This window comes from uncultured Sneathiella sp., from assembly GCF_963973085.1.
In the GTDB taxonomy this organism is placed as follows: Bacteria; Pseudomonadota; Alphaproteobacteria; order Sneathiellales; family Sneathiellaceae; genus Sneathiella.
In genome coordinates this window covers 1-18,051 of sequence record NZ_CAXAXA010000002.1, presented here as the reverse complement: position 1 = coordinate 18,051, position 18,051 = coordinate 1, and the positions used below count along the sequence as shown (strand labels likewise).

Annotated in this window: 17 protein-coding genes; 9 read left to right on the top strand and 8 right to left on the bottom strand. The window is 40.4% G+C overall.

The annotated features are described in order from the left end of the window. Positions 1–137: 137 nt before the first annotated feature. Together AACZ19_RS04230 and AACZ19_RS04225 are read left to right on the top strand one after the other, a co-directional pair. Entirely contained in the window at positions 138–302 is a 165-nt protein-coding gene (locus tag AACZ19_RS04230) for a hypothetical protein (protein ID WP_339631449.1), read from the top strand. Positions 303–370: 68 nt separating this feature from the next. Then, positions 371–1,159 carry a GIY-YIG nuclease family protein gene (locus AACZ19_RS04225; RefSeq protein WP_339631447.1) on the top strand — a complete coding sequence of 263 codons (789 nt, stop codon included), beginning with the start codon at positions 371–373 and terminating at the stop codon, positions 1,157–1,159. Positions 1,160–1,244: 85 nt separating this feature from the next. Here the strand turns inward: AACZ19_RS04225 and AACZ19_RS04220 are convergent, their stop codons facing one another. Next, complete coding sequence (locus tag AACZ19_RS04220) at positions 1,245–2,522, bottom strand: trypsin-like peptidase domain-containing protein (RefSeq protein ID WP_339631445.1); 1,278 nt, start codon at positions 2,520–2,522, stop codon at positions 1,245–1,247. Positions 2,523–3,000: 478 nt separating this feature from the next. Here AACZ19_RS04220 and AACZ19_RS04215 point away from each other — a divergent pair, with 478 nt between their 5' ends. The 7 genes from AACZ19_RS04215 to AACZ19_RS04185 all read left to right on the top strand — a co-directional run bounded on the left by AACZ19_RS04215 (position 3,001) and on the right by AACZ19_RS04185 (position 10,875). Beyond that, positions 3,001–3,612, top strand: a complete 612-nt coding sequence (locus AACZ19_RS04215) for a hypothetical protein (protein WP_339631443.1) — start codon at positions 3,001–3,003, stop codon at positions 3,610–3,612. A gap of 296 nt (positions 3,613–3,908) precedes the next feature. Further along, positions 3,909–4,457 (top strand): hypothetical protein, encoded by a 549-nt coding sequence (locus tag AACZ19_RS04210; protein WP_339631441.1) that lies wholly within the window; start codon positions 3,909–3,911, stop codon positions 4,455–4,457. Between the two features lie 63 nt (positions 4,458–4,520). Further along, positions 4,521–5,198, top strand: a complete 678-nt coding sequence (locus AACZ19_RS04205; RefSeq protein WP_339631438.1) for a hypothetical protein — start codon at positions 4,521–4,523, stop codon at positions 5,196–5,198. A 387-nt stretch (positions 5,199–5,585) separates the two neighbouring features. Continuing rightward, a complete protein-coding gene (locus AACZ19_RS04200; protein WP_339631437.1) occupies positions 5,586–6,860 on the top strand; it encodes a hypothetical protein in 1,275 nt (424 codons plus the stop codon). Then, complete coding sequence (locus AACZ19_RS04195; RefSeq protein ID WP_339631436.1) at positions 6,847–9,711, top strand: DEAD/DEAH box helicase; 2,865 nt, start codon at positions 6,847–6,849, stop codon at positions 9,709–9,711. The genes AACZ19_RS04200 and AACZ19_RS04195 overlap by 14 nt, the downstream gene beginning before the upstream one ends. 125 nt (positions 9,712–9,836) lie before the next feature. Further along, the gene (locus AACZ19_RS04190; protein WP_339631435.1) at positions 9,837–9,974 is read left to right on the top strand and encodes a hypothetical protein; all 138 of its coding nucleotides are present in this window, start codon (positions 9,837–9,839) and stop codon (positions 9,972–9,974) included. Positions 9,975–10,179: 205 nt separating this feature from the next. Beyond that, positions 10,180–10,875, top strand: a complete 696-nt coding sequence (locus tag AACZ19_RS04185; protein WP_339631433.1) for a hypothetical protein — start codon at positions 10,180–10,182, stop codon at positions 10,873–10,875. A gap of 96 nt (positions 10,876–10,971) precedes the next feature. On the opposite strand, the gene AACZ19_RS04180 is transcribed toward AACZ19_RS04185, so the two are convergent. The 7 genes from AACZ19_RS04180 to AACZ19_RS04150 form a co-directional block, all read right to left on the bottom strand. Continuing rightward, positions 10,972–11,307 (bottom strand): hypothetical protein, encoded by a 336-nt coding sequence (locus AACZ19_RS04180; protein WP_339631431.1) that lies wholly within the window; start codon positions 11,305–11,307, stop codon positions 10,972–10,974. Next, positions 11,308–11,877: a site-specific integrase gene (locus tag AACZ19_RS04175; protein ID WP_339631429.1), complete on the bottom strand. Its 570-nt coding sequence runs from the start codon at positions 11,875–11,877 to the stop codon at positions 11,308–11,310. Between the two features lie 157 nt (positions 11,878–12,034). After that, entirely contained in the window at positions 12,035–13,102 is a 1,068-nt protein-coding gene (locus tag AACZ19_RS04170) for an HNH endonuclease (protein WP_339631426.1), read from the bottom strand. Between the two features lie 12 nt (positions 13,103–13,114). Then, complete coding sequence (locus tag AACZ19_RS04165; RefSeq protein WP_339631424.1) at positions 13,115–14,614, bottom strand: DNA cytosine methyltransferase; 1,500 nt, start codon at positions 14,612–14,614, stop codon at positions 13,115–13,117. Then, positions 14,604–15,026, bottom strand: coding sequence for a DNA mismatch endonuclease Vsr (gene vsr / locus AACZ19_RS04160; RefSeq protein WP_339631422.1), 423 nt, complete (start codon positions 15,024–15,026; stop codon positions 14,604–14,606). Before vsr ends, AACZ19_RS04165 begins: the two co-directional genes overlap by 11 nt. Positions 15,027–15,651: 625 nt before the next feature. After that, positions 15,652–17,190 (bottom strand): hypothetical protein, encoded by a 1,539-nt coding sequence (locus AACZ19_RS04155; protein WP_339631419.1) that lies wholly within the window; start codon positions 17,188–17,190, stop codon positions 15,652–15,654. Continuing rightward, positions 17,183–17,821, bottom strand: a complete 639-nt coding sequence (locus AACZ19_RS04150) for a hypothetical protein (RefSeq protein WP_339631417.1) — start codon at positions 17,819–17,821, stop codon at positions 17,183–17,185. Before AACZ19_RS04150 ends, AACZ19_RS04155 begins: the two co-directional genes overlap by 8 nt. Positions 17,822–18,051 lie beyond the last annotated feature (230 nt).

The window sequence follows — 18,051 nt, the reverse complement described above, 5'->3', positions numbered from 1 at the left end:
GATTTAAAAAATTTACACATATTTTTTAATGACGTTGCTCATGCGAAGAACGTGCAAGTTATAATATTGTCAAAAGCAAACGGTGATAACTTGATACAGTTGATAAATATCTACAGCAAATAAGTTGGAGATATAAAATGCGTTATATGGAAATTATTAAAAACAAGGACAGCCTGATTGACTCAAAAAAAATAACAGAACAGCTCATTAAGGACATTAAAAAACAAGTTAAAATTCATACCCAGAGATCAACAGGCAAAAGACTTATTAAAAGCGATAGCGGTAAAAACTCAATTAGCTAAAAATTACACAGCTATTTTCAAAATCCCATTTCAGAGATATCCTTACTTTGTTGGGAGGGGAGCTGTAAATGGAACGACTGACTGAAGTTGGTTTTCAAAAAGTAGGCTTTTGGAAGCTCAAGGATGGACATGTCGATTTTGAACTTAATAGCCAAGAGAATACTATTAATGTGTTGTACGCATTCGTGTGCGAAGGCGAGGTAATGTACATAGGCAAGACCATCCAGCCATTGAGAAAGCGAATGTATGGCTACCTCAGGCCAGGGAAATCACAATCAACAAACATAAAAAATAGAGACAATATATTGGCATCATTGGTGGCAGGTAAGGGCGTAGAGATTTTTGCGCTACCTGATAATGGACTACAAAACTATGGTGGATTTCATATTAATATGGCGGCAGGCTTGGAAGATAGCCTGATTTCCAGTCTAAGTCCCTCTTGGAACGGTGCGCAGAGCAAAGTCATCGATCTAGCTGGTCATTCCAAAGTAGAAACTTCCAGTTCAATAGGGAACGAGGAGTTTCCTGTTACGCAGAAAAAACCATTAGAAACCATATCAACTGATGAAAATCTGAAGTTCCAGTTCCACTTGCGTAAGACCTATTACAATCAAGGGTTCTTCAACGTTCCCGTTGCCTATATGGATGCCTTTGGTAATAATAATGAACGAATAGAAATATCCTGTGGAAAACATGCAACCCTATTTGAGGGGCATATTAATAGAACGGCAAATACGAATAATACTCCAAGGATAATGGGAGGCCGCCAACTGACGCATTGGTTCAAAAATAGCAAAAACCTAGATGATCAAATAAAGGTTACAGTTGTCTCCCCTAATTCCATTTTTATTGAATGAAAAATTCCACAGAAGCAGTACTAAAAGTCCAAAAAGCAACACAGGCCACTAACCTTGAGAAATCAAACTTCTAGGCGCAATAAAATTATTGAGGGATAATTTTAAGGGCATCCAATGCATTCAATGCAGGAATAAATAGGTTTATGCCCTCAGCTGAATTACCTGTAAGCTTTGAAACACTAATTCCCATAACATTTCCATATTGATCCAATAAAGGCCCACCACTATTCCCTGGTGAAATAGCAGCGTCTGACTGGATATAGGAAGAATTAGGATCAGAAGAATTTCTATATGCGCTCACAATGCCTGAAGTAACTGAAGATTGCAGTTCTTCTTTAAGAGGGCTACCGATGACATATACTTTTTCAAGATTTTCAGCTTGTTTGTGACGAATAGGTAATGGTGAGGGTATTCGCAAAGGAACCTTTACCAAAGCGACATCGCGCTGCTCATTTGTCCTAATAACTTCGCCTAATATTTCCAATCCGTTATTTAAAATTACGGCGACATTTGTTGCCTCGTTCACAACATGTGCATTAGTGAGAATATACCCATCCTCATTAATGATAAAACCAGAGCCATGCCCAGCACCAGAACGAATGGTTACAACTGCTGACAACACGGTATCCAGTTTATTTTCAATAATTTCTTGCGAAACCTCAGGAAGGACTAGTTGCAAAGGCTGCCCTTTAAAGGCTTGCAACGTTGATCCAGCGTTTTCCGCCTTCAATGCTATGTCTTGGAACTCTTTCGTGGATATGAAAGATTCTACTGCTGCCGCAAAGGCATTATGAAAGGTCAGGATGATCCCTTCTTTCTTGGTTGCAATTTGCCTGTGATACCCGCCAGATTGAATCTCCATTACCTCTCTTTGGGTTAGGTTTGAAAAGACAGTCCACGTCACGTTCAAATACATTTCTCCACTATATTCGTTCAATGGACGACCATCCCACCAATGATGATCTTCACAGAAATTGCTTTTTATTTGCGTAATACTAGCACCCACCAAATACTCCGCGGAAGCTACTGATTTATTTTGCCCAAACAAGTCTTTTGGATCACCAGCAACGTTAAAGCCATTAGTGTTTAAAGTCTCATAAAAGATCTCACCCAGCTCCGTACTCCAGTTTCCCAAAACAGAAGAGCCTGCCCCCCAATCCATAGTGGATTTTCCTGAATGGCTATCGTTGCAAAGATACCCATCCACACCAACAGACCCCATATTACCTGATGAAGGGAAATGGCCAATCGCAGTACCACGCTTGATGTTTGCGACAACTTTTTGAAGTACAAACGATGATTGCTGTGAAATTGGTTTATTTACTGAAATAAGCTGCGGCGTTGGCGCCTTAGGGACAGACATTGCGCCAGTCGTATTACATGACACAAGCACTGGAAATAGTAGAACAATGTAAATTTTTGATAGGGAAGAGAATTTCATTTTATATGCTCAAATCGTTCTATTTTATTGATTTTTAAAACCGCGGACATATTCCAAAGCCCCCCCAGGCATATTTTATGGCGGCCAATCATGTCCCATTTCTAAGATTATGACTGCAAATCGATACTACCCAATAAAAAGTACCAATCGCAATCAATTAATCTGAGTGATTTCAGCAATTAGCTTAATAGCTGAATAGACTTGTTTAATTTTAAAAACATAGCAACGATACAGCCAGTTGGACGTTTTATTTTTAAACATGTTAGGGTAATATACGGCGCACATTTATTGCTGGCTTAAAGGCCCTGCTGAAAAGTTCAAATTTCAGAAGGACATATAACTGTATTTGAATGTTTACTTTTTAAACATCGAGTGAGCTCACTAAAAAGGTGCAGATATTGTGTTGAATGCAGAACGACGAGAGAAACGATTGATTGAGTTGGTTGATCGCATGAAGGCAGGTCGCACAGTGACGAAACGTGATCTACGTACAGTACTGACAGATGACGAGTTTGAGGGCTATGAAGCAACTTGGCAATCAGTCCAAGAATATGAACAAATGCAGCGTGAAACACCAAGTGATTTGCAACGCTACTTATCATTGCTGAGGAGTGCTGATGCTCTAAACCAACGTGCAGAAAAAATGTACGCCAAGGGTAAATCAGCAAGATATGTGGCATTGGCTCATAAAGCGCAGGCTCAATATGAACGTGCCTATGAGAATTTGAATGAAGCACTAAGTACTAATCCTAGTCTGACAATGTGGCTAGATAGAGATTTTAGTTTTACAACTGAAGATTTGCCAGACTTAACAGCAGAAGATGCGCCAAGGTTGCGATCTGGGCGGTCACTTTTGAAGCAGGGCGGTAATTCTAAAAAGATGACTATTAAGGAACTAAAGCTGACGACATTGAAAACGGCTTTGGTAGAACTAATCAAGACGCCAGAACAGAAAAATGAAAAAGCTCCTTCTAAAGGAACTAAAAATATACTCAAAATCCTAGGAAAATAACATGACGGCTTGGTACGATGCCCTACAAAAATTGGGCGTTTAAATCACTTCCACCGCCAGTTTTAACATCTCATCATTTACGTCAATATAACTCTGTGTAGTTCCAAGAGGCTTATGACCAGCAAGCATCATAATAACTTTTGGAGAAATGCCGCTATGGGCCATCTTTGTTATTAATGACCTCCGCCCACTATGGCTGGACGCACAGTCCGCCCCTACCCTATTATTAAGTTCTCCAGATAACTAGCTGAGGGTGTTTGGGGATAACTGTCTACTCTATTTCAGAAGGTCTTAATGTGAATGATATTTGGTACGAAATAATTCAAATTAGGTCTGAAAATCAAGAACCAATGGAAAGAATCAGAACATGCGCAAGCATGATAGATGCTTGCCTACATAGCAAATCAAGTAAGAAAGAAAAACGAGAGCTAACGAATAGATTGGTTCAAATTTCATCAGAATTAGGTGATTTCAGAAGGTCAGCAGATACAATATCTGAGGACGCTCGTTCATTTGTAAATCAAATCGGTCAATGGCGAAGGGACGATACTTTAAGAACACCAAGGGACAGGAAGAAAGAGCTTATTCATGAACATTTAGTTCCTTGTGCCTACCTTTCCAAAACTATTGTTTCATCGCACTTTAACACCGGCGAAACTTTTAAGTTGCTTTTGGAATATGGAATTAGGTGCATAGTTTTAAAATCAGAGGATACAAAAATTAACAATGCCAAGCTTAATAAAACGATGCCAGAAGATTGGCAAATTGGGCACAATCCATTCATACGGTATCAGTTAGCTGGCATCAGTAGATTCACGATTAAAGAGAAATATATTTACCCATAGAGCCTAGCAAAACGTTATCCAAATAAGAATTGCCAGTGAAAAAAATTATAGAAAGTTAATTGCATGCAATCTGAATGGGCAAACCTGAAAGAAATAATTCAAATTAAGCAACCTGCCATTAAAGATATAAACGGCAGCATAGAATACCTCCAGGAAGCTTATGAGTTTACCGAAGCTCTATGGGAGAGAAACTTTCAGTCCATTTCAGATTTGAAGGTCGTCCTGTTGTCTGAAGCGCCGCTATATGGGGAGAAGCAGTCTTATATTTATAATCACCAGACTAAGCCAACCTCTTTTTTCTATTTCAACGACATGGTAGCCACCTGCGAAAAGCCAAAACTGGTTTTTGAAAAATTCAAAAGCACTGTTGAAAAGAAAAAATACATGATTGAAACCATGGCAAAGAATGGTCTGTTAATTCTGGATATTTTCCCATATGCCCTAAAAAAAGATTGTACAAAAATCAGCTATAGATCACTTTCTAAAAAAGAATACAGCGAACTGCTGACTGCAACGATCCCGTTCTATTTACAACGTAAACTCGTGAAAATATCAAAGGCTGCATCGTCGAATTTAAAGTTCGCCTACCGTTACAAAGTTTTGAAAACCAATACTGAAGAACAAATTCTCAATCAAATTAGCAAGGAAGGAATGCTTACTTCAGGTAATTCTATTCCATGCATTAACGGGTCCAATATGCCGTTATCACGAGAAAAACTAAGCAATTTATTTCACTGCTAAAAAAATTAGCAAAGATTTTTAATTGAAATCAAATGAACTTGACCATCCGCCTATTTATTAATCTTCCAATTGTCCGTCGTAATAAAAAACTCAAGATCACCTCAGCAGTGAACAAGAAGCCATTCTGGCTATAAAAATTTATGACATAGACAATCAGTATCATTGGTTTAGTATTTTAAAAGGGAGGGTAAATCTATTTCATGATGCATGTCAGGTTTTCAATAGGGTTGATTAAAGACACTAAAGGGGAGTTTTGCGGGATTAACCTGAATTCTCGTGCATTGGAAATCTCAGGGAGTCTACCTGCTTGCGTCAACAGTTCCCAATTTGGTTGTATGACGTGGATAAAAATGTTTCTGGACCAGCGGCTACAGGAAGTAATTTTATATGCGTAGCCTCTTTCGAAAATTGGTCAAATCAATAATTTCCTCACCAGATGAGATGTGGCGAGATGACGATTTTGTCTCACGCGATACAAGTGGTGAGGTTGTTGCTTCCACCGAACATACTGATCACAAATCGTCAAGGAAACTTCATGAAGAAGACAATAGTCAGGTTAAGGTATCGGAAAGATTGGAGCCCGCATTCAATCATGCAGTAGCGCTACACAAGGAAGAAGAAAAATCAAGCGAACTTGCAGAAAAAGTACCTTTTGAATTTGATGGCAATATTAAAATAGACAATCTTTTTGCAGCGCCAGTGTTTAGCACTATGCAAAGAGAAAAGTCAGATGCTGAATCCGATAGGTTTGCATTTCTAGAAGAAGACAGGCACGAATCGCAGGATAATGAAAATTATGATCCGATCGGAATGTCTGATGATTCAGACACTGTCGAAGAGTATGAATTTGATAGCTTATGGAATACTCCGGTTTCAGGTTCAGATGGAGAACTTACAGATCTGCAAGTAGACCTTGTGGAAGATGCAGCGCTGAATTCGGAACTGGGATTAGATGAGTTTGATGCGAATGCACGCACGGAATTGTTTGATGAAATAGATAGCCTAGGCGTAGAAATATGTAAGGCAGATCAACGCGCAAATCAGCTTCATCAGTATTTTGAGTTTACGACAGTGGTAGAGAGCAACATTGCGTTGAGTTGGCTTAGTGACATGTTTGTCGAGTTTCCGCATCCGCAGTCCTATATGGCGCTATTGCGGCTTATTTTGATAGAAAAAATAAACTTTCACCAGTTAAAGCTAATAGTAGAGATAAAAAATTACTGGAGAGAACACCCGATTTATTGGCAGCGAAGACGTTGGAATAAGCTGGAGAGCTGCGATGCGTTTTTTGAGAGTAGAAATGGTGAGTATGCTCTCTCATGGAAATTAGCATTCCTCCTATTTAAATATAGGGGACATTATCCTTTAGAAGAGATTCTACCAGAAAACTGGGTATTTCAATGGAAGCAGAACGCTCGACATAAAAAGCTTTCCTTCTCATTTGTAGAATATTTGGAACATTTACTTGTTGATGATTACGGCGAACATGACGACCCCCTTTTTGATCTCATTGATGAAGAGCAAGCACGATTGACAGGGCACTGGCAGGGCGGAAATTTCTGTTTTCAACCAGCTGGCGAAAAAACCATGATTAAGATGGAACCTCTTGTCGACTTTCTCTCGACCAATCTCCGAAGAGATAGCAAATATGATGATAAATAAACAACTGTTACCAGTTCAAGGATGTTGGGTTCGCCATGTTGCGGACCAGAGCACATTCAACTTTTCCGGATTATATCCAGGCGCTATCCGCAAATTTGATAAAGGTCGTGTTCTAAAAACTAAAATGGAGGGGGAGAAGCCAAGTGCCCTTTGTTTGTTTAAAAACAATAAGAAAGCATGGATATTAATATCAGAACTAGTGTCTGGTTTCGATGCTGGTGATGTTGTGCAGGAAGTTCCAAGCTCGAATACACAAATATCATTGGGCGCGGGAACCATACAGGCACAACGAACGCTTGCTGGATCACATCAGGCTCTTGTTCATATAACGCAAACAGGAAAGCTTCTGTGGCTTCCGTTTGAAAGACTTAAAAAAATAAAGGCGGTTCGGGACAGATATATTCGCCAAGAGACTGGCGTAAATAACCCTGCTGAACATTTTAGGTTACGATTGTTGGCCCAAGCGCTGGAAAGTTGGAACATGATAACCGGTGCTTTGGATCGCCTAGATGTTGATCCTTTGCCTCATCAGATTCAATTGGTTCACAGAATTCTGTCTTCGGGAAATTTAAACTGGTTGATTGCGGATGATGTAGGTTTAGGAAAGACTATTGAAGTCGGATTGCTTCTCGGGGCCCTTAAAAGACGTGGTCAGGCACGCCGAGTTCTAATCGTTGCACCTGCTGGTCTGGTACTACAGTGGCAGAATGAATTAAAGTTCAAGTTTGATGAAACATATGAAATCTATGGCAGAGATTTTCTAATCAATGATCCAGAACATTGGAAATTACATGAAAAGGTTATCGTTTCTCTGGATAAGGCAAAAAATGAAAACCACTTGGAACAGTTTCGTAATTCAGGATCGTGGGATGTTGTAGTTTTTGACGAGGCTCATAAAGTTAGCCGGGTTCCCCAGGGGGAAAAGACAGAGCGATATATTCTAGCGGAACATTTAAGAAAATTGACAGACGGCTTCCTATTTTTGACAGCTACTCCACACCAAGGGAAAACAGGAAAATTTGCAGCGTTATTAGAACTTGTTCGACCAGATCTTGGCCGCCAGCTCTATTCATTGGATTACAATCCTGAGATTATCTCAGAGGTAATTTTGAGAAATAAGAAATCGGAAGTCATAGATGCGGCCGGTGAATTTATTTTTAGTGGGCATGAGACACATCTTGTCCCAGTAAAACCGAGCGAGGCTACGAAGAAGTTTTCCAAAGCGCTTGACGAGTACTTAAAGCACGGATATGGGGCTGGAGAAAAACTCGGAGGGCATCAGGGCAGGGCCATCGGCTTTGTTATGACAATTTTTCGCAAGCTGGCATCATCAAGTATTGCTGCCATTGAACGGTCTTTGAAGAAAAGGCAGATGCGTTTACAAGGCGAAAACTTAGCGCAATATATTGACGTTTTAGATTGGGATTTATATGAAGGGGGAGACGATCAAGATGATCTTGATGCTTCTCTGTCTTTATCATCAGAGCAGGAATTTTTCCCCCATGAAACCGAAATACTTACGGATCTCATACGTCTGGTGACTGTTGTAAAAGAGCAGGACGAAAAGCTTTCATTGTTTATAAATCAGGTTTTAAAGCCCTTGGTAGAGGCAGATGAGAAAGTTCTCATTTTTTCTGAATATCGGGGAACGCAAGATTATATTGTTGAGGCTATCCAGCAGGCGTTTCCTGAGGTCAGTGCTCCGTGTTTGATTAATGGCAGCATGAAATTAGAAGATAAACTAGAAAATATCCGACGTTTTAGAGAAGAGTGTCAGTTTATGATTTCGACAGAAGCTGGCGGTGAAGGACTAAATCTTCATCACAATTGTCATGTTATGGTCAACTACGATCTTCCTTGGAATCCTTCACGACTTATCCAAAGAATTGGGCGCCTGTATCGCTATGGACAAGAAGAGAAAGTTGTCGTGTTCAATCTGCAAACTCAGGACAGCTTTGATGCAGAAATGCTGAGCCTTTTACTTAGTAAGGTTAATGACATTGCACGCGATATGGCTCCCATAGGGGACGATTTTCATGTAGGTCTTCATACCGAAATCTTGGGGGGAATTTTAGAACAACTCGATCTTGAGGAAATCCTTGAACATGCAAAAAACAATGATATCAAAAAGACAGCAAAAGAAATTGATGCTGCTTTGAAACGAGCTCAGGATGCGCGACAGCAACAGGAGGAAATTTTAAGCCATGCACACAGTTATGATCCTCAAGCAATGAAATCTCTACTGGGAGTGACCGTAGAACATGTGGCCGCATTTGTACGCGGCATGATCAACGAATTGCAGCTTCAAATATTACAAGAAACCCATGACGGCCGTGTCATTACGATCAAACTACCTGAGGAATTGATAGGAATATTCCCTGAGTTTGGCCGCCGCGAGAATATTTCATTATGCTTTGATCGGAAATTAATTCGTGATCGAAATGATCTCTTTATGATGGATTTTGCCTCTGGTTTTTTCCAAAAATTAATTGAGGAGGCAAAATCACATGAATTTGACGGACAATACGCTCCTGTTACTACAGGTACATCCGGTGTGATTGCTGCTTTTCTTCTAAAGTGGCAAACAGCTCAGGGCGATCTGGCTACAGAAGAATTTCAGGTCTTTTCTAGAGTGTCTAATGGAGAATGGGCATCTGTCGACGCTTGGTTTTCAAGCTGGCTAACGGTTCCTCAAAATAGTCAGCAGCCCAATAAGAAGGAGTCTCAGGCGGATCGAGTATCTACCATAAAATCTGTTCAAGAATTTGCCGAGCTTCAACTATTGCAGCGAACAACAGCGTTCCGGTTGCCTAACGATGCAGAAGAACTTGCATATGGAGATAGTTTTTAGCTCGAAGCAACTAAAGAAAAAATATTTATAGCTACTGACCCTCTCGTAATAACTTGATCCATTTTGAAATTAGCTTATTTGTAATTTTTCTATAATTGATCTCGTTGAGGCAAGAATAGGACGTTATGGACAAAAATGAACTAGCAGCGGCGAGGAAGGTGACTTATCTGGCTATAAAGGATGCCATCAAAAAGCGGGCCATGCCGATGAGAGAGGGGAAAATGGCGGTCAATAGCTCTATACCGAGTTTGAAGGTCGATTAATATCAACCAAAAGACGGAGACAAACACTCACTTCGTTTAAACAGCTCTTACTGACAAATGTTCTGCCGACGGACACCTGCGTATAGTCACCCATATCTGAAAGTTGAATATCAACATTCCCGTGAGTAAATTTATATCGGATATAATTGTGGTCTGAATATCCTCATTTTATTATCATAAAGTCATAATTGATAGGTTTTCTATGATGGAATACAGAATATCCCCTGATGCGTATTTCAGAAAAATTGTCAAACTATATCAAAACGCTCGCCTTCCTAAATTTCAGAAAATTGGTGGTGACACAGAAACCATTAGCAGAGGAAGATCATCCTCAATATCGAGTTCTCTGGAAGATTTAACTGCTTTGTTTATTGCTAAAAACAACCCGAATTTTTGTAGATACTTTATTGATCAACCGATCAAATTCCCTGGAGACAAGCACCCCAAATACCCAGATATCGTCATTCAGAATATAGGCTCCCAGATTGATGGTGAGATTAAACATGTTATCGACGTGAAGACAGATATGGGATGGAACCGCAAAGGATTAATCGATTTTTGCAAAAAATGGGAAGAGTTTTTAAACAACGCACTGAAGCAAGATGGTCGAAAATGCGAGTTTAAAACTGGGGCAAAAAAAATTCAGAAAAGCGGGTATTTTGCAAAAAATATGAAGTATCATGTAATTATTATTTCAAAGGAAAACTCAGGTACGAAATCAGACATTGACCGAACACTAAAATACGTAAATAGCCAGCTTAGACATGTCTACTTGTATTTCCTTTCTGAAGGCATCCACCCAAATGACTATGCAATCAATACATCTCAAGATATTAAAAAAATTTCAATAAATTATGGTGAATTCGACAGGCTGTTTTCACATTTGCGATCAGAGAACTAGTTAATCCTACGGCACGTTTGTATGAATAAACAAAAGTATCTGGTTGATGTTGCAGCCGTCCCTCAGACCGAAAAATGGACTCTAGCCATCAAATTTTTAGTCTTTCCATATGATTTCATCAACATCATATTCTTCAGCAAACTTCGTTTCCATATATGGATATATTTGTTTAATTTCGTCCCAACCAATGTATTGATTATCGTAAAATGAACGTTTTGTAGGCCACCATTTAGACAAATAGGTATTCTGCGAAACCGCGTCTAGCCCACCTTGAGTGTATAGAGTATAGCATAAGACACCGATCTCTTCTGCACCTTGCTCTTCGCAAACAGAACATCGGATGTAGGACACTGGTCCAACCCCACTGTGATACAAATCACCAGATTTTCTATTACAAACTGTACAGACTACCTCGTCTTGAACTTTATTCATTTAAATCACCTCAACTGCCATTTTGAGCATCTCATCATTTACATCTATATAACGCTGCGTCGTTCCCAAGTGCTTATGCCCAGCAAGCATCATAATGACCTTTGGTGATATGCCATTGTGCGCCATTTTTGTAATAAAAGACCTGCGCCCACTATGACTGGATGCTCCTTCAATTCCAGCCTTTTTATAAAGCTCTCCAAATAACTGGCAGAGGGTATTTGGAGAAAAAGCAGTTCTCTTTTGTGTTACCAGTAATGGGCTAGTAAAATTCCCTGGGAACGCGTTGCAATTTTTGTAGTCAGCCAATTCCTTCTTCAGTTTCTTACTGACATATACAGAACGGGCATCCTTGGTTTTGGTATAACTGGCAGGAAGCAATATCTGATCACGCACATGATTGTCAGCCAGATAAACATCACTGACTTTTAATTGTGCAATTTCTCCCACACGCAGACCAGCCAGATAAGACAACATTACAGCTAGACGATTACGTTCTGCGTGCTTGCCAGCTTCCAAAACTGCCAGTAATCTTTTCATTTCTGCTACGTTTAGAACACGCGCTTGCTTCATCAAAACCCCACTTAATAGTTGAATAATACGGATATTATTATATTTTCAGGTGGGGATCATCGCAACTGATGAAATAGGTTTAGTGGTATCAATGACTTAAGCAAGAACCTAAGAAAATGCAAATTTTGTTAGGAAGCAAATTTAGTCGACAACAATATCATATTGTTCCCTTGAATACGAACTTATTGTGATACGCTAGTGCCTCTAAACTAGGCCAAAAATCCAAATTTTTTGGTAATAAAATTTTGGTTCCCTTCAGCGTTTCAAAATCCGTTCCGCTCAAACTAGCGGAAATGACTATTTTGTAGTCTTCTTTGTTTATTGTTATCAGCCCTTTATCAAAAAGAGTATGGATATCTGTCCTTAATAATAATCCATTTTTTGGGTGATTACTTTGTTTTCCATTGTAGGGAATAATGTGAGCCGCATCCAAAATCTGTTCGACTCTTGTCGCTGTTACTGCACATTTTCCTTTATATAACACGAGTAAGTTTTTCCTAAAGCCTGCTTGTCCTTGCCGTGTTGCAATAGCACGATTAGCAACTACTTTCCCGTCAAAGACGCCATTAGGATCAAAGTTGAAATCCATAGAAATAATGGATTCAGCTTCTTCCTTAGTTAATAATATTTTGTCCTCAGCAAAAGGATCAGTAGTACTGAAATTAGTAAGCAAAAAATCCACTCTAGGCTGGATAGGCTTTAACACCTCGATAATTTCGTCCATACTATTGGCGTCAAATGACCACATATTTCTCTGATCTGGCCCGAGGATTCCTAATATACCAAAGTGCGCTGAAACTTCCTCAAGCGGTACTCCCCTAGAAAGATCATTGTCCCCCCTACATACCGTCCATGCTAGAGTAGCTGAATTTTTGTCGAACGCCATGAGAAGAAGGTCTCCTTCTCGCATGTCATAATACATGCCCTCTATGGCCGCCCCGGCAAGACGCCAGTTTTTTCCTCCGCCTTGCCGTCTTATTGTCCGGGTGTCAACTTTAATTGAATCGAGAAGCGAGCTTCCAGCCGTATGAAAATATCGCGTGGTAATCTCAATAGGATTCCCAAAATCATGGGGTAATCCAGGAAACCATTGATCAAAAATATCTCGATTGATATTTATCGCACGTTCTCTGCCAGCAGCTTCGCCGATCGTTTCGCGTGTTCGTAAAAACCATCCTAGATTGGACTTTACTAGGCGCCTCGCGTTGAACAAAACGTCGGCCATTTTTATCCATGGTTAAGCTGCGGTAAAATCTCCTTCTTCAAATATCTCATATACGTTGTTGGGTTTCAAGGCACTTTTCAAACTGACGCTCAAGTTCGAAGCGACTGCAAAAGCAAGTAAAGGCGGCACAGCATTTCCAATCTGCGTCAATTGTTTATTCATTGTACCCGCAAACCTGAATGCGTCTGGAAACGACTGAAGTCGAGCTGCTTCACGAACGCTAATGCAACGAGCTTGCTCACTATCGAAATGGATGTGCGAGTATCCATCCTTTCCTATGTGAGCTGGAACAGTTCTAGCTGGATGGTCAGGCCACATTTTCCGAAACTTATTTGGGTAACGGTTCACCTTGTAAGGCGGAACCGTTGCTGTCCACAGCTGTTCAAATTCGGGATCACTCTCCAGAAGATCTCTACCCGTCCTCAACCTAAATTCTTCTAACCTTTCATAAAATATTTTTATAGCGGTTTCCAAAGCTTCTGGATACATTCCGCCGTGTGGCATTCTCCTAAATGTCTCATAATCCCGGGGAGTATATCGGATGATATGCCCAGTAAAACTTTCACCCGCCTTGAAATCAGGCCAATTTCGCATTTCGTTGGAATATCGACTGCCAGTATCGGCATATTTAGTTTCACCAAGGACATTACGCTTATAACCTTTGCCGGCTCTTCCATCTAAATGGTGGAATATTTTGGGCAAGTCAGCAAATGCTTCCGCAACTGTAATGGCAGGAAGCGGACACGCAACGATATCGGCATGGTCAAAGAAATGGTCCCGCGGTTCCAACACTTCCTTTATGGCCTTACCTGCTCTAGAGGTAGAATATCCGACAGGTAAGTCATAACTGTATTGAATTTTGGGAAATGAAGGTATCACACCCAATTCTTTTCGAATTCCAATAATAAACATTCGTTCACGCAGCTGAGGCACACCATACCAGACTGAATTCAAAAGTGAGTATTTCACCACATAGCCCATATTCTCGGCGGTAACTGAGATTTCTTCTGCGATATTCCGGCCTGCAAACTTTCCAATTTCCCTTACGTTCTCCATGACAAACGCAATTGGTTTTAGATGATGTACATAGCGCAAATAGTCCTCGTAGTACGTGGCACGATCATCTTCGGCGTGCGCAAAATCCTTGTCAGCAAGCCGCCAAAGCGCAGCCCTACCTAAACGGGAAAATGCCTGGCACGGCGGTCCGCCAATAATGATATCAATTGCTTCTTCTGCACTGCAGTCGTCCATTAGGTGAGCAACTGCCTCTTCGGGAGAGGTTTTTCTAATATCGGAGAAAGACGCATAACGTCCGCCTGGGTCTTGTGAGAAATTATTATGATGCGAACTTTTAGCTTCATGATTAATTTCTATCGCACAAGAGGATTTGAAGCCTGCACGATGAAAGCCCAAGCTTAATCCACCACAACCTGCAAACAAATCGGCCGTTTTGAAATATCCTCTCTTTTCAGCACGAATAAGTTTTTCAAAAGTTTGGTTATTACGGTCCAATTCTTATCCTCCAACACAACTCGTCAATTGATTTTTCAAATTTAGCAGTCTTGAGCTCACACTCCCAGACGTCAAAAACACGCCAACCCAGTTTTCTTAGGATATCCCGATTCCGTTTATCCCGCTCTACATTCTTACTAAGTTTTTCTTTCCAGAAAGCCTCGTTCGTTTTTGGGTATCTACCAATGCAACAAATGTGTTGATGCCAAAAACAACCATTAACAAAAATCACAGAACTAAATTTACGAAGCACTATATCCGGCTTGCCGGGGAGTTCCTTTAAATGCAAACGAAATCTGAAGCCGCGTTGATGCAGAGCGGATCTTACAGCGAGTTCCGGTAAAGTATCTTTGCCTTTGATACGCGCCATATTGGCACTTCGTTGAGCTTTACTTAGATGGTCGCTAGTCATCACAAAATTTCTCAATATGCATTGGCAATTCTGTCTGTTCTGGCGGATTGCGATCTATAAAATTTTGAATGGCCCTTCTTGCAACCCACGAAATCGACAAGTCTCTAGCGACAGCGTAAGCCTGCAAGTCTCTATAGTCGCTATCACTCAACGAAACCGAAATTCTATTTTTTTTGCCATTTTCCATCCTATTTATGCTAGCAGCTTATGCACGGCAAGTACATCAGAATGCAGCATTTTGACGACAAAAGCTGGCATGGTTTAATTTTTTGTACTTCAACAAAGATAAGTAGTTAAATGCAATATAAGCATATGAGTACATAATAAATTTATGAAATAATATTGGGGAAAACCTGGAGGACGCCACACAAAGCCGACGCTCTGAAAAATATTTAGTAACCAATAAAGGATTAAAGAATGTCAAATTAAAAAACTATCGAATAGTTTTATCTGCTGCATCAACACTAGAATTTGCTGAACTATGCACAATACCTCAAACACCCCTGACAAAAATTGTCAACTGTGACTATTCGCTGAAGACGGCTTTTGGAGAGTTTAGTGTATTAAAAGTAAACCCTTGAGTTTTCTTGAAATCCACGGAAACCAACGAAAACAAAAATGTATACTAATTTTTATCTATAGTTTTTCTGTATGCTTCATCAAGAATAGGGGCATCAGTGATGAATTTTTTGAACATCAGCACAGGTTCATATTTATACGTCTTGCCTGAGATTTGACAAAAATTGCGCCCCGTCGGTATCCCACCATCTGTTTCTTTGGATGCCCCGGGTGACGTCTTCAATGCCATTTTTAGCTCCCCGCAATAGCCCATTCCAAGAGCAAGAAGAATATCGATAACATCCTGTTGCAAGGTTACAACGGATCCCTTTATTCTAATGTCAGCAACATTATAGCAAAGCCAGCGGCCTTCTTTCAGCCAGTCAACGCATGTTTCCAAAGTTTGGCGTAAAAATCCCTCCCGCCATTCTTCGAAACCGGGAAACTTTGAAGACGATTGCGTGTCGTCTTCGCTATAAAGTTCCGCCCCAAAATAAGGTGGGCTTGTGAAGATGAAATCAATCTCCCCTCTATATTTTTGAAACTCTGGCTCCAAATGAATTACTTCTGAGCCGACATTAAACAGCTCATATGTATTCTTGTGCGTAGCCCTTACATTTCCATTAAAATAGTCTGCCAGATATGCATATTTCGTCATGCCCAGTTCCGGCATCCAATGATCCGTATTTGGGTCTGTTCCCACATAATGTAGATCACGTTCGTGACAACAAGCCATCGCTCCCAGGATACGCCCTCCCCATCCGCTAGATGGATCGTAGATGACAATAGGCTTCTGGTTTTTGCATTCCTCAGTGAATCTCAAATAGAGATATTTTGCAATTAACGGAGGAAAATTTGTAACCGCCGTCGCGCTAAAGCAAATGCGAAATATCTTCGCAATGTCCATTATTCTTACGTTCTTGCTAAATACTCTCACCGTATATTTTTCCGATTCTCCCCTGATCAGAGATTCATCAAACGCCACCTTTCTTTGAAGCGCTTTAAGCTGTTCTTTGGTCAAATAGACAAAGCCTGGTTTCTCTGTTTCCGTCGCTGCAAAATAAAAGCCCTTCTCCTGTCCTGCTGCCACCTTCGCAAACCAGTCATCCCCGCTATATTCTGTTACAGAGAGTTGTTTTGAAAAGTCATTCAAAGCGTCGCGATCCAGCATTTTGACAATGGCTTTTTCAAACTTGGCTTTGAGCGTATCATCGGCAAAGTGATCATAAATCGAAAGCGGATTGAGGCCGTTTGGATTGATGTTCCTGGTCTTTAACATGGTTGGGAAGAATTGATTGCAGGCGGATCCAATTGGTGAATTACTGAAAAGACAGTTCTCCTCATTTGAGAGTTCATCGAATTGTAATAAGTCGGACACATCATAGTTAGTAAGGGCTCGAAACTGCGATACAATTTCATCTTCATTTCTGCCGCCAACGATGGGAGTTCCCAATTTATCCCAAGCATAAACAACCTCTTTTCTGAAACTATCCGCCCATGTTGAAAATTCTTCAGGCGACAACTTAAACAAATCATCAATCAATTTGTTTGTTGAGGAGTTGGCCATATATGTATTTTGTTCATAGGGAGTTTTTATCTTACTCATTGAGAGACTGTAACCTTCTAGATGCAATAAAAAGATGCAGTTGATTTTCCACTATGTCTATTTCCTCAAAACGTTTTCCTTTGGTTTCTTCTGCGGAAAGCCTGTTCAATATATTGAGTGCTAAATCTCGTTGTTTTGGATTACCCGTCAAATACCGCCAAGTGAGGATATCTACAAAATACTGAGTGCTCAAAAATTCAATAGGAGTGTATTGCGTCACTATGCTCAAATCCAGACAATAGCCATATAGCTGCTCTAAATCAAAATCACCGAACTGATTTTGCGGATGGCGCAAATCGTTGCCGTGATAACTCCCATCTTCATTCACTTTCAATTTATTACCTGTTTCAAGCTGGAAGAAAGCATCGGAGATTTGCTTTTTGTCGTTGTCCCTGCTATCCCACTTAAAATCACTCTGGAACTGCTGGATAGACTTCGTTACTTCCGTCAAAAGAGCTCGATGACTGAAGTAATTGGTGACGGTCAGTTTTAGACCATGCGCTTGGCATACCTCGTCCAAATCCTTTTTAATGTTGTCAAAGTCCGTTTGAGATAAATCTTTGATTGTTGATACTTCTGCAATCATCAAGGAGTTTGGAATGTTCTCCTCTGGATATCGTTTATCGTCCAACCATCTTAACATAGCTGCATAGTCAGAAAGACTAGCGGTTTTTCCTACAGGATTGGAAAGCCTATTTTGCTTGCGTGGCTTCTTCGTTTTGAGAAGAGAGATGTCTTTACGTTCAGCTTCAGGATGAATAATTTGATTTTTTATTCCTGATTTAAATTGATCGTCGGTTAGGTAAGAGAGGTGGTCGCGGAAAATCGGACCAGTTGCTAAGATGAATCGCCCTTAAGAAG

Excerpts from the sequence above, each read along its gene's own strand:
- AACZ19_RS04230 (WP_339631449.1), top strand. The coding sequence starts at position 138 with ATGCGTTATATGGAAATTATTAAAAACAAGGACAGCCTGATTGACTCA.
- AACZ19_RS04225 (WP_339631447.1), top strand. The coding sequence starts at position 371 with ATGGAACGACTGACTGAAGTTGGTTTTCAAAAAGTAGGCTTTTGGAAG.
- AACZ19_RS04220 (WP_339631445.1), bottom strand. The coding sequence starts at position 2,522 with ATGTCTGTCCCTAAGGCGCCAACGCCGCAGCTTATTTCAGTAAATAAA.
- AACZ19_RS04205 (WP_339631438.1), top strand. The coding sequence starts at position 4,521 with ATGCAATCTGAATGGGCAAACCTGAAAGAAATAATTCAAATTAAGCAA.
- AACZ19_RS04200 (WP_339631437.1), top strand. The coding sequence starts at position 5,586 with ATGCGTAGCCTCTTTCGAAAATTGGTCAAATCAATAATTTCCTCACCA.
- AACZ19_RS04195 (WP_339631436.1), top strand. The coding sequence starts at position 6,847 with ATGATGATAAATAAACAACTGTTACCAGTTCAAGGATGTTGGGTTCGC.
- AACZ19_RS04190 (WP_339631435.1), top strand. The coding sequence starts at position 9,837 with ATGGACAAAAATGAACTAGCAGCGGCGAGGAAGGTGACTTATCTGGCT.
- AACZ19_RS04185 (WP_339631433.1), top strand. The coding sequence starts at position 10,180 with ATGGAATACAGAATATCCCCTGATGCGTATTTCAGAAAAATTGTCAAA.
- AACZ19_RS04180 (WP_339631431.1), bottom strand. The coding sequence starts at position 11,307 with ATGAATAAAGTTCAAGACGAGGTAGTCTGTACAGTTTGTAATAGAAAA.
- AACZ19_RS04175 (WP_339631429.1), bottom strand. The coding sequence starts at position 11,877 with ATGAAGCAAGCGCGTGTTCTAAACGTAGCAGAAATGAAAAGATTACTG.
- AACZ19_RS04170 (WP_339631426.1), bottom strand. The coding sequence starts at position 13,102 with ATGGCCGACGTTTTGTTCAACGCGAGGCGCCTAGTAAAGTCCAATCTA.
- vsr (WP_339631422.1), bottom strand. The coding sequence starts at position 15,026 with ATGACTAGCGACCATCTAAGTAAAGCTCAACGAAGTGCCAATATGGCG.
- AACZ19_RS04155 (WP_339631419.1), bottom strand. The coding sequence starts at position 17,190 with ATGAGTAAGATAAAAACTCCCTATGAACAAAATACATATATGGCCAAC.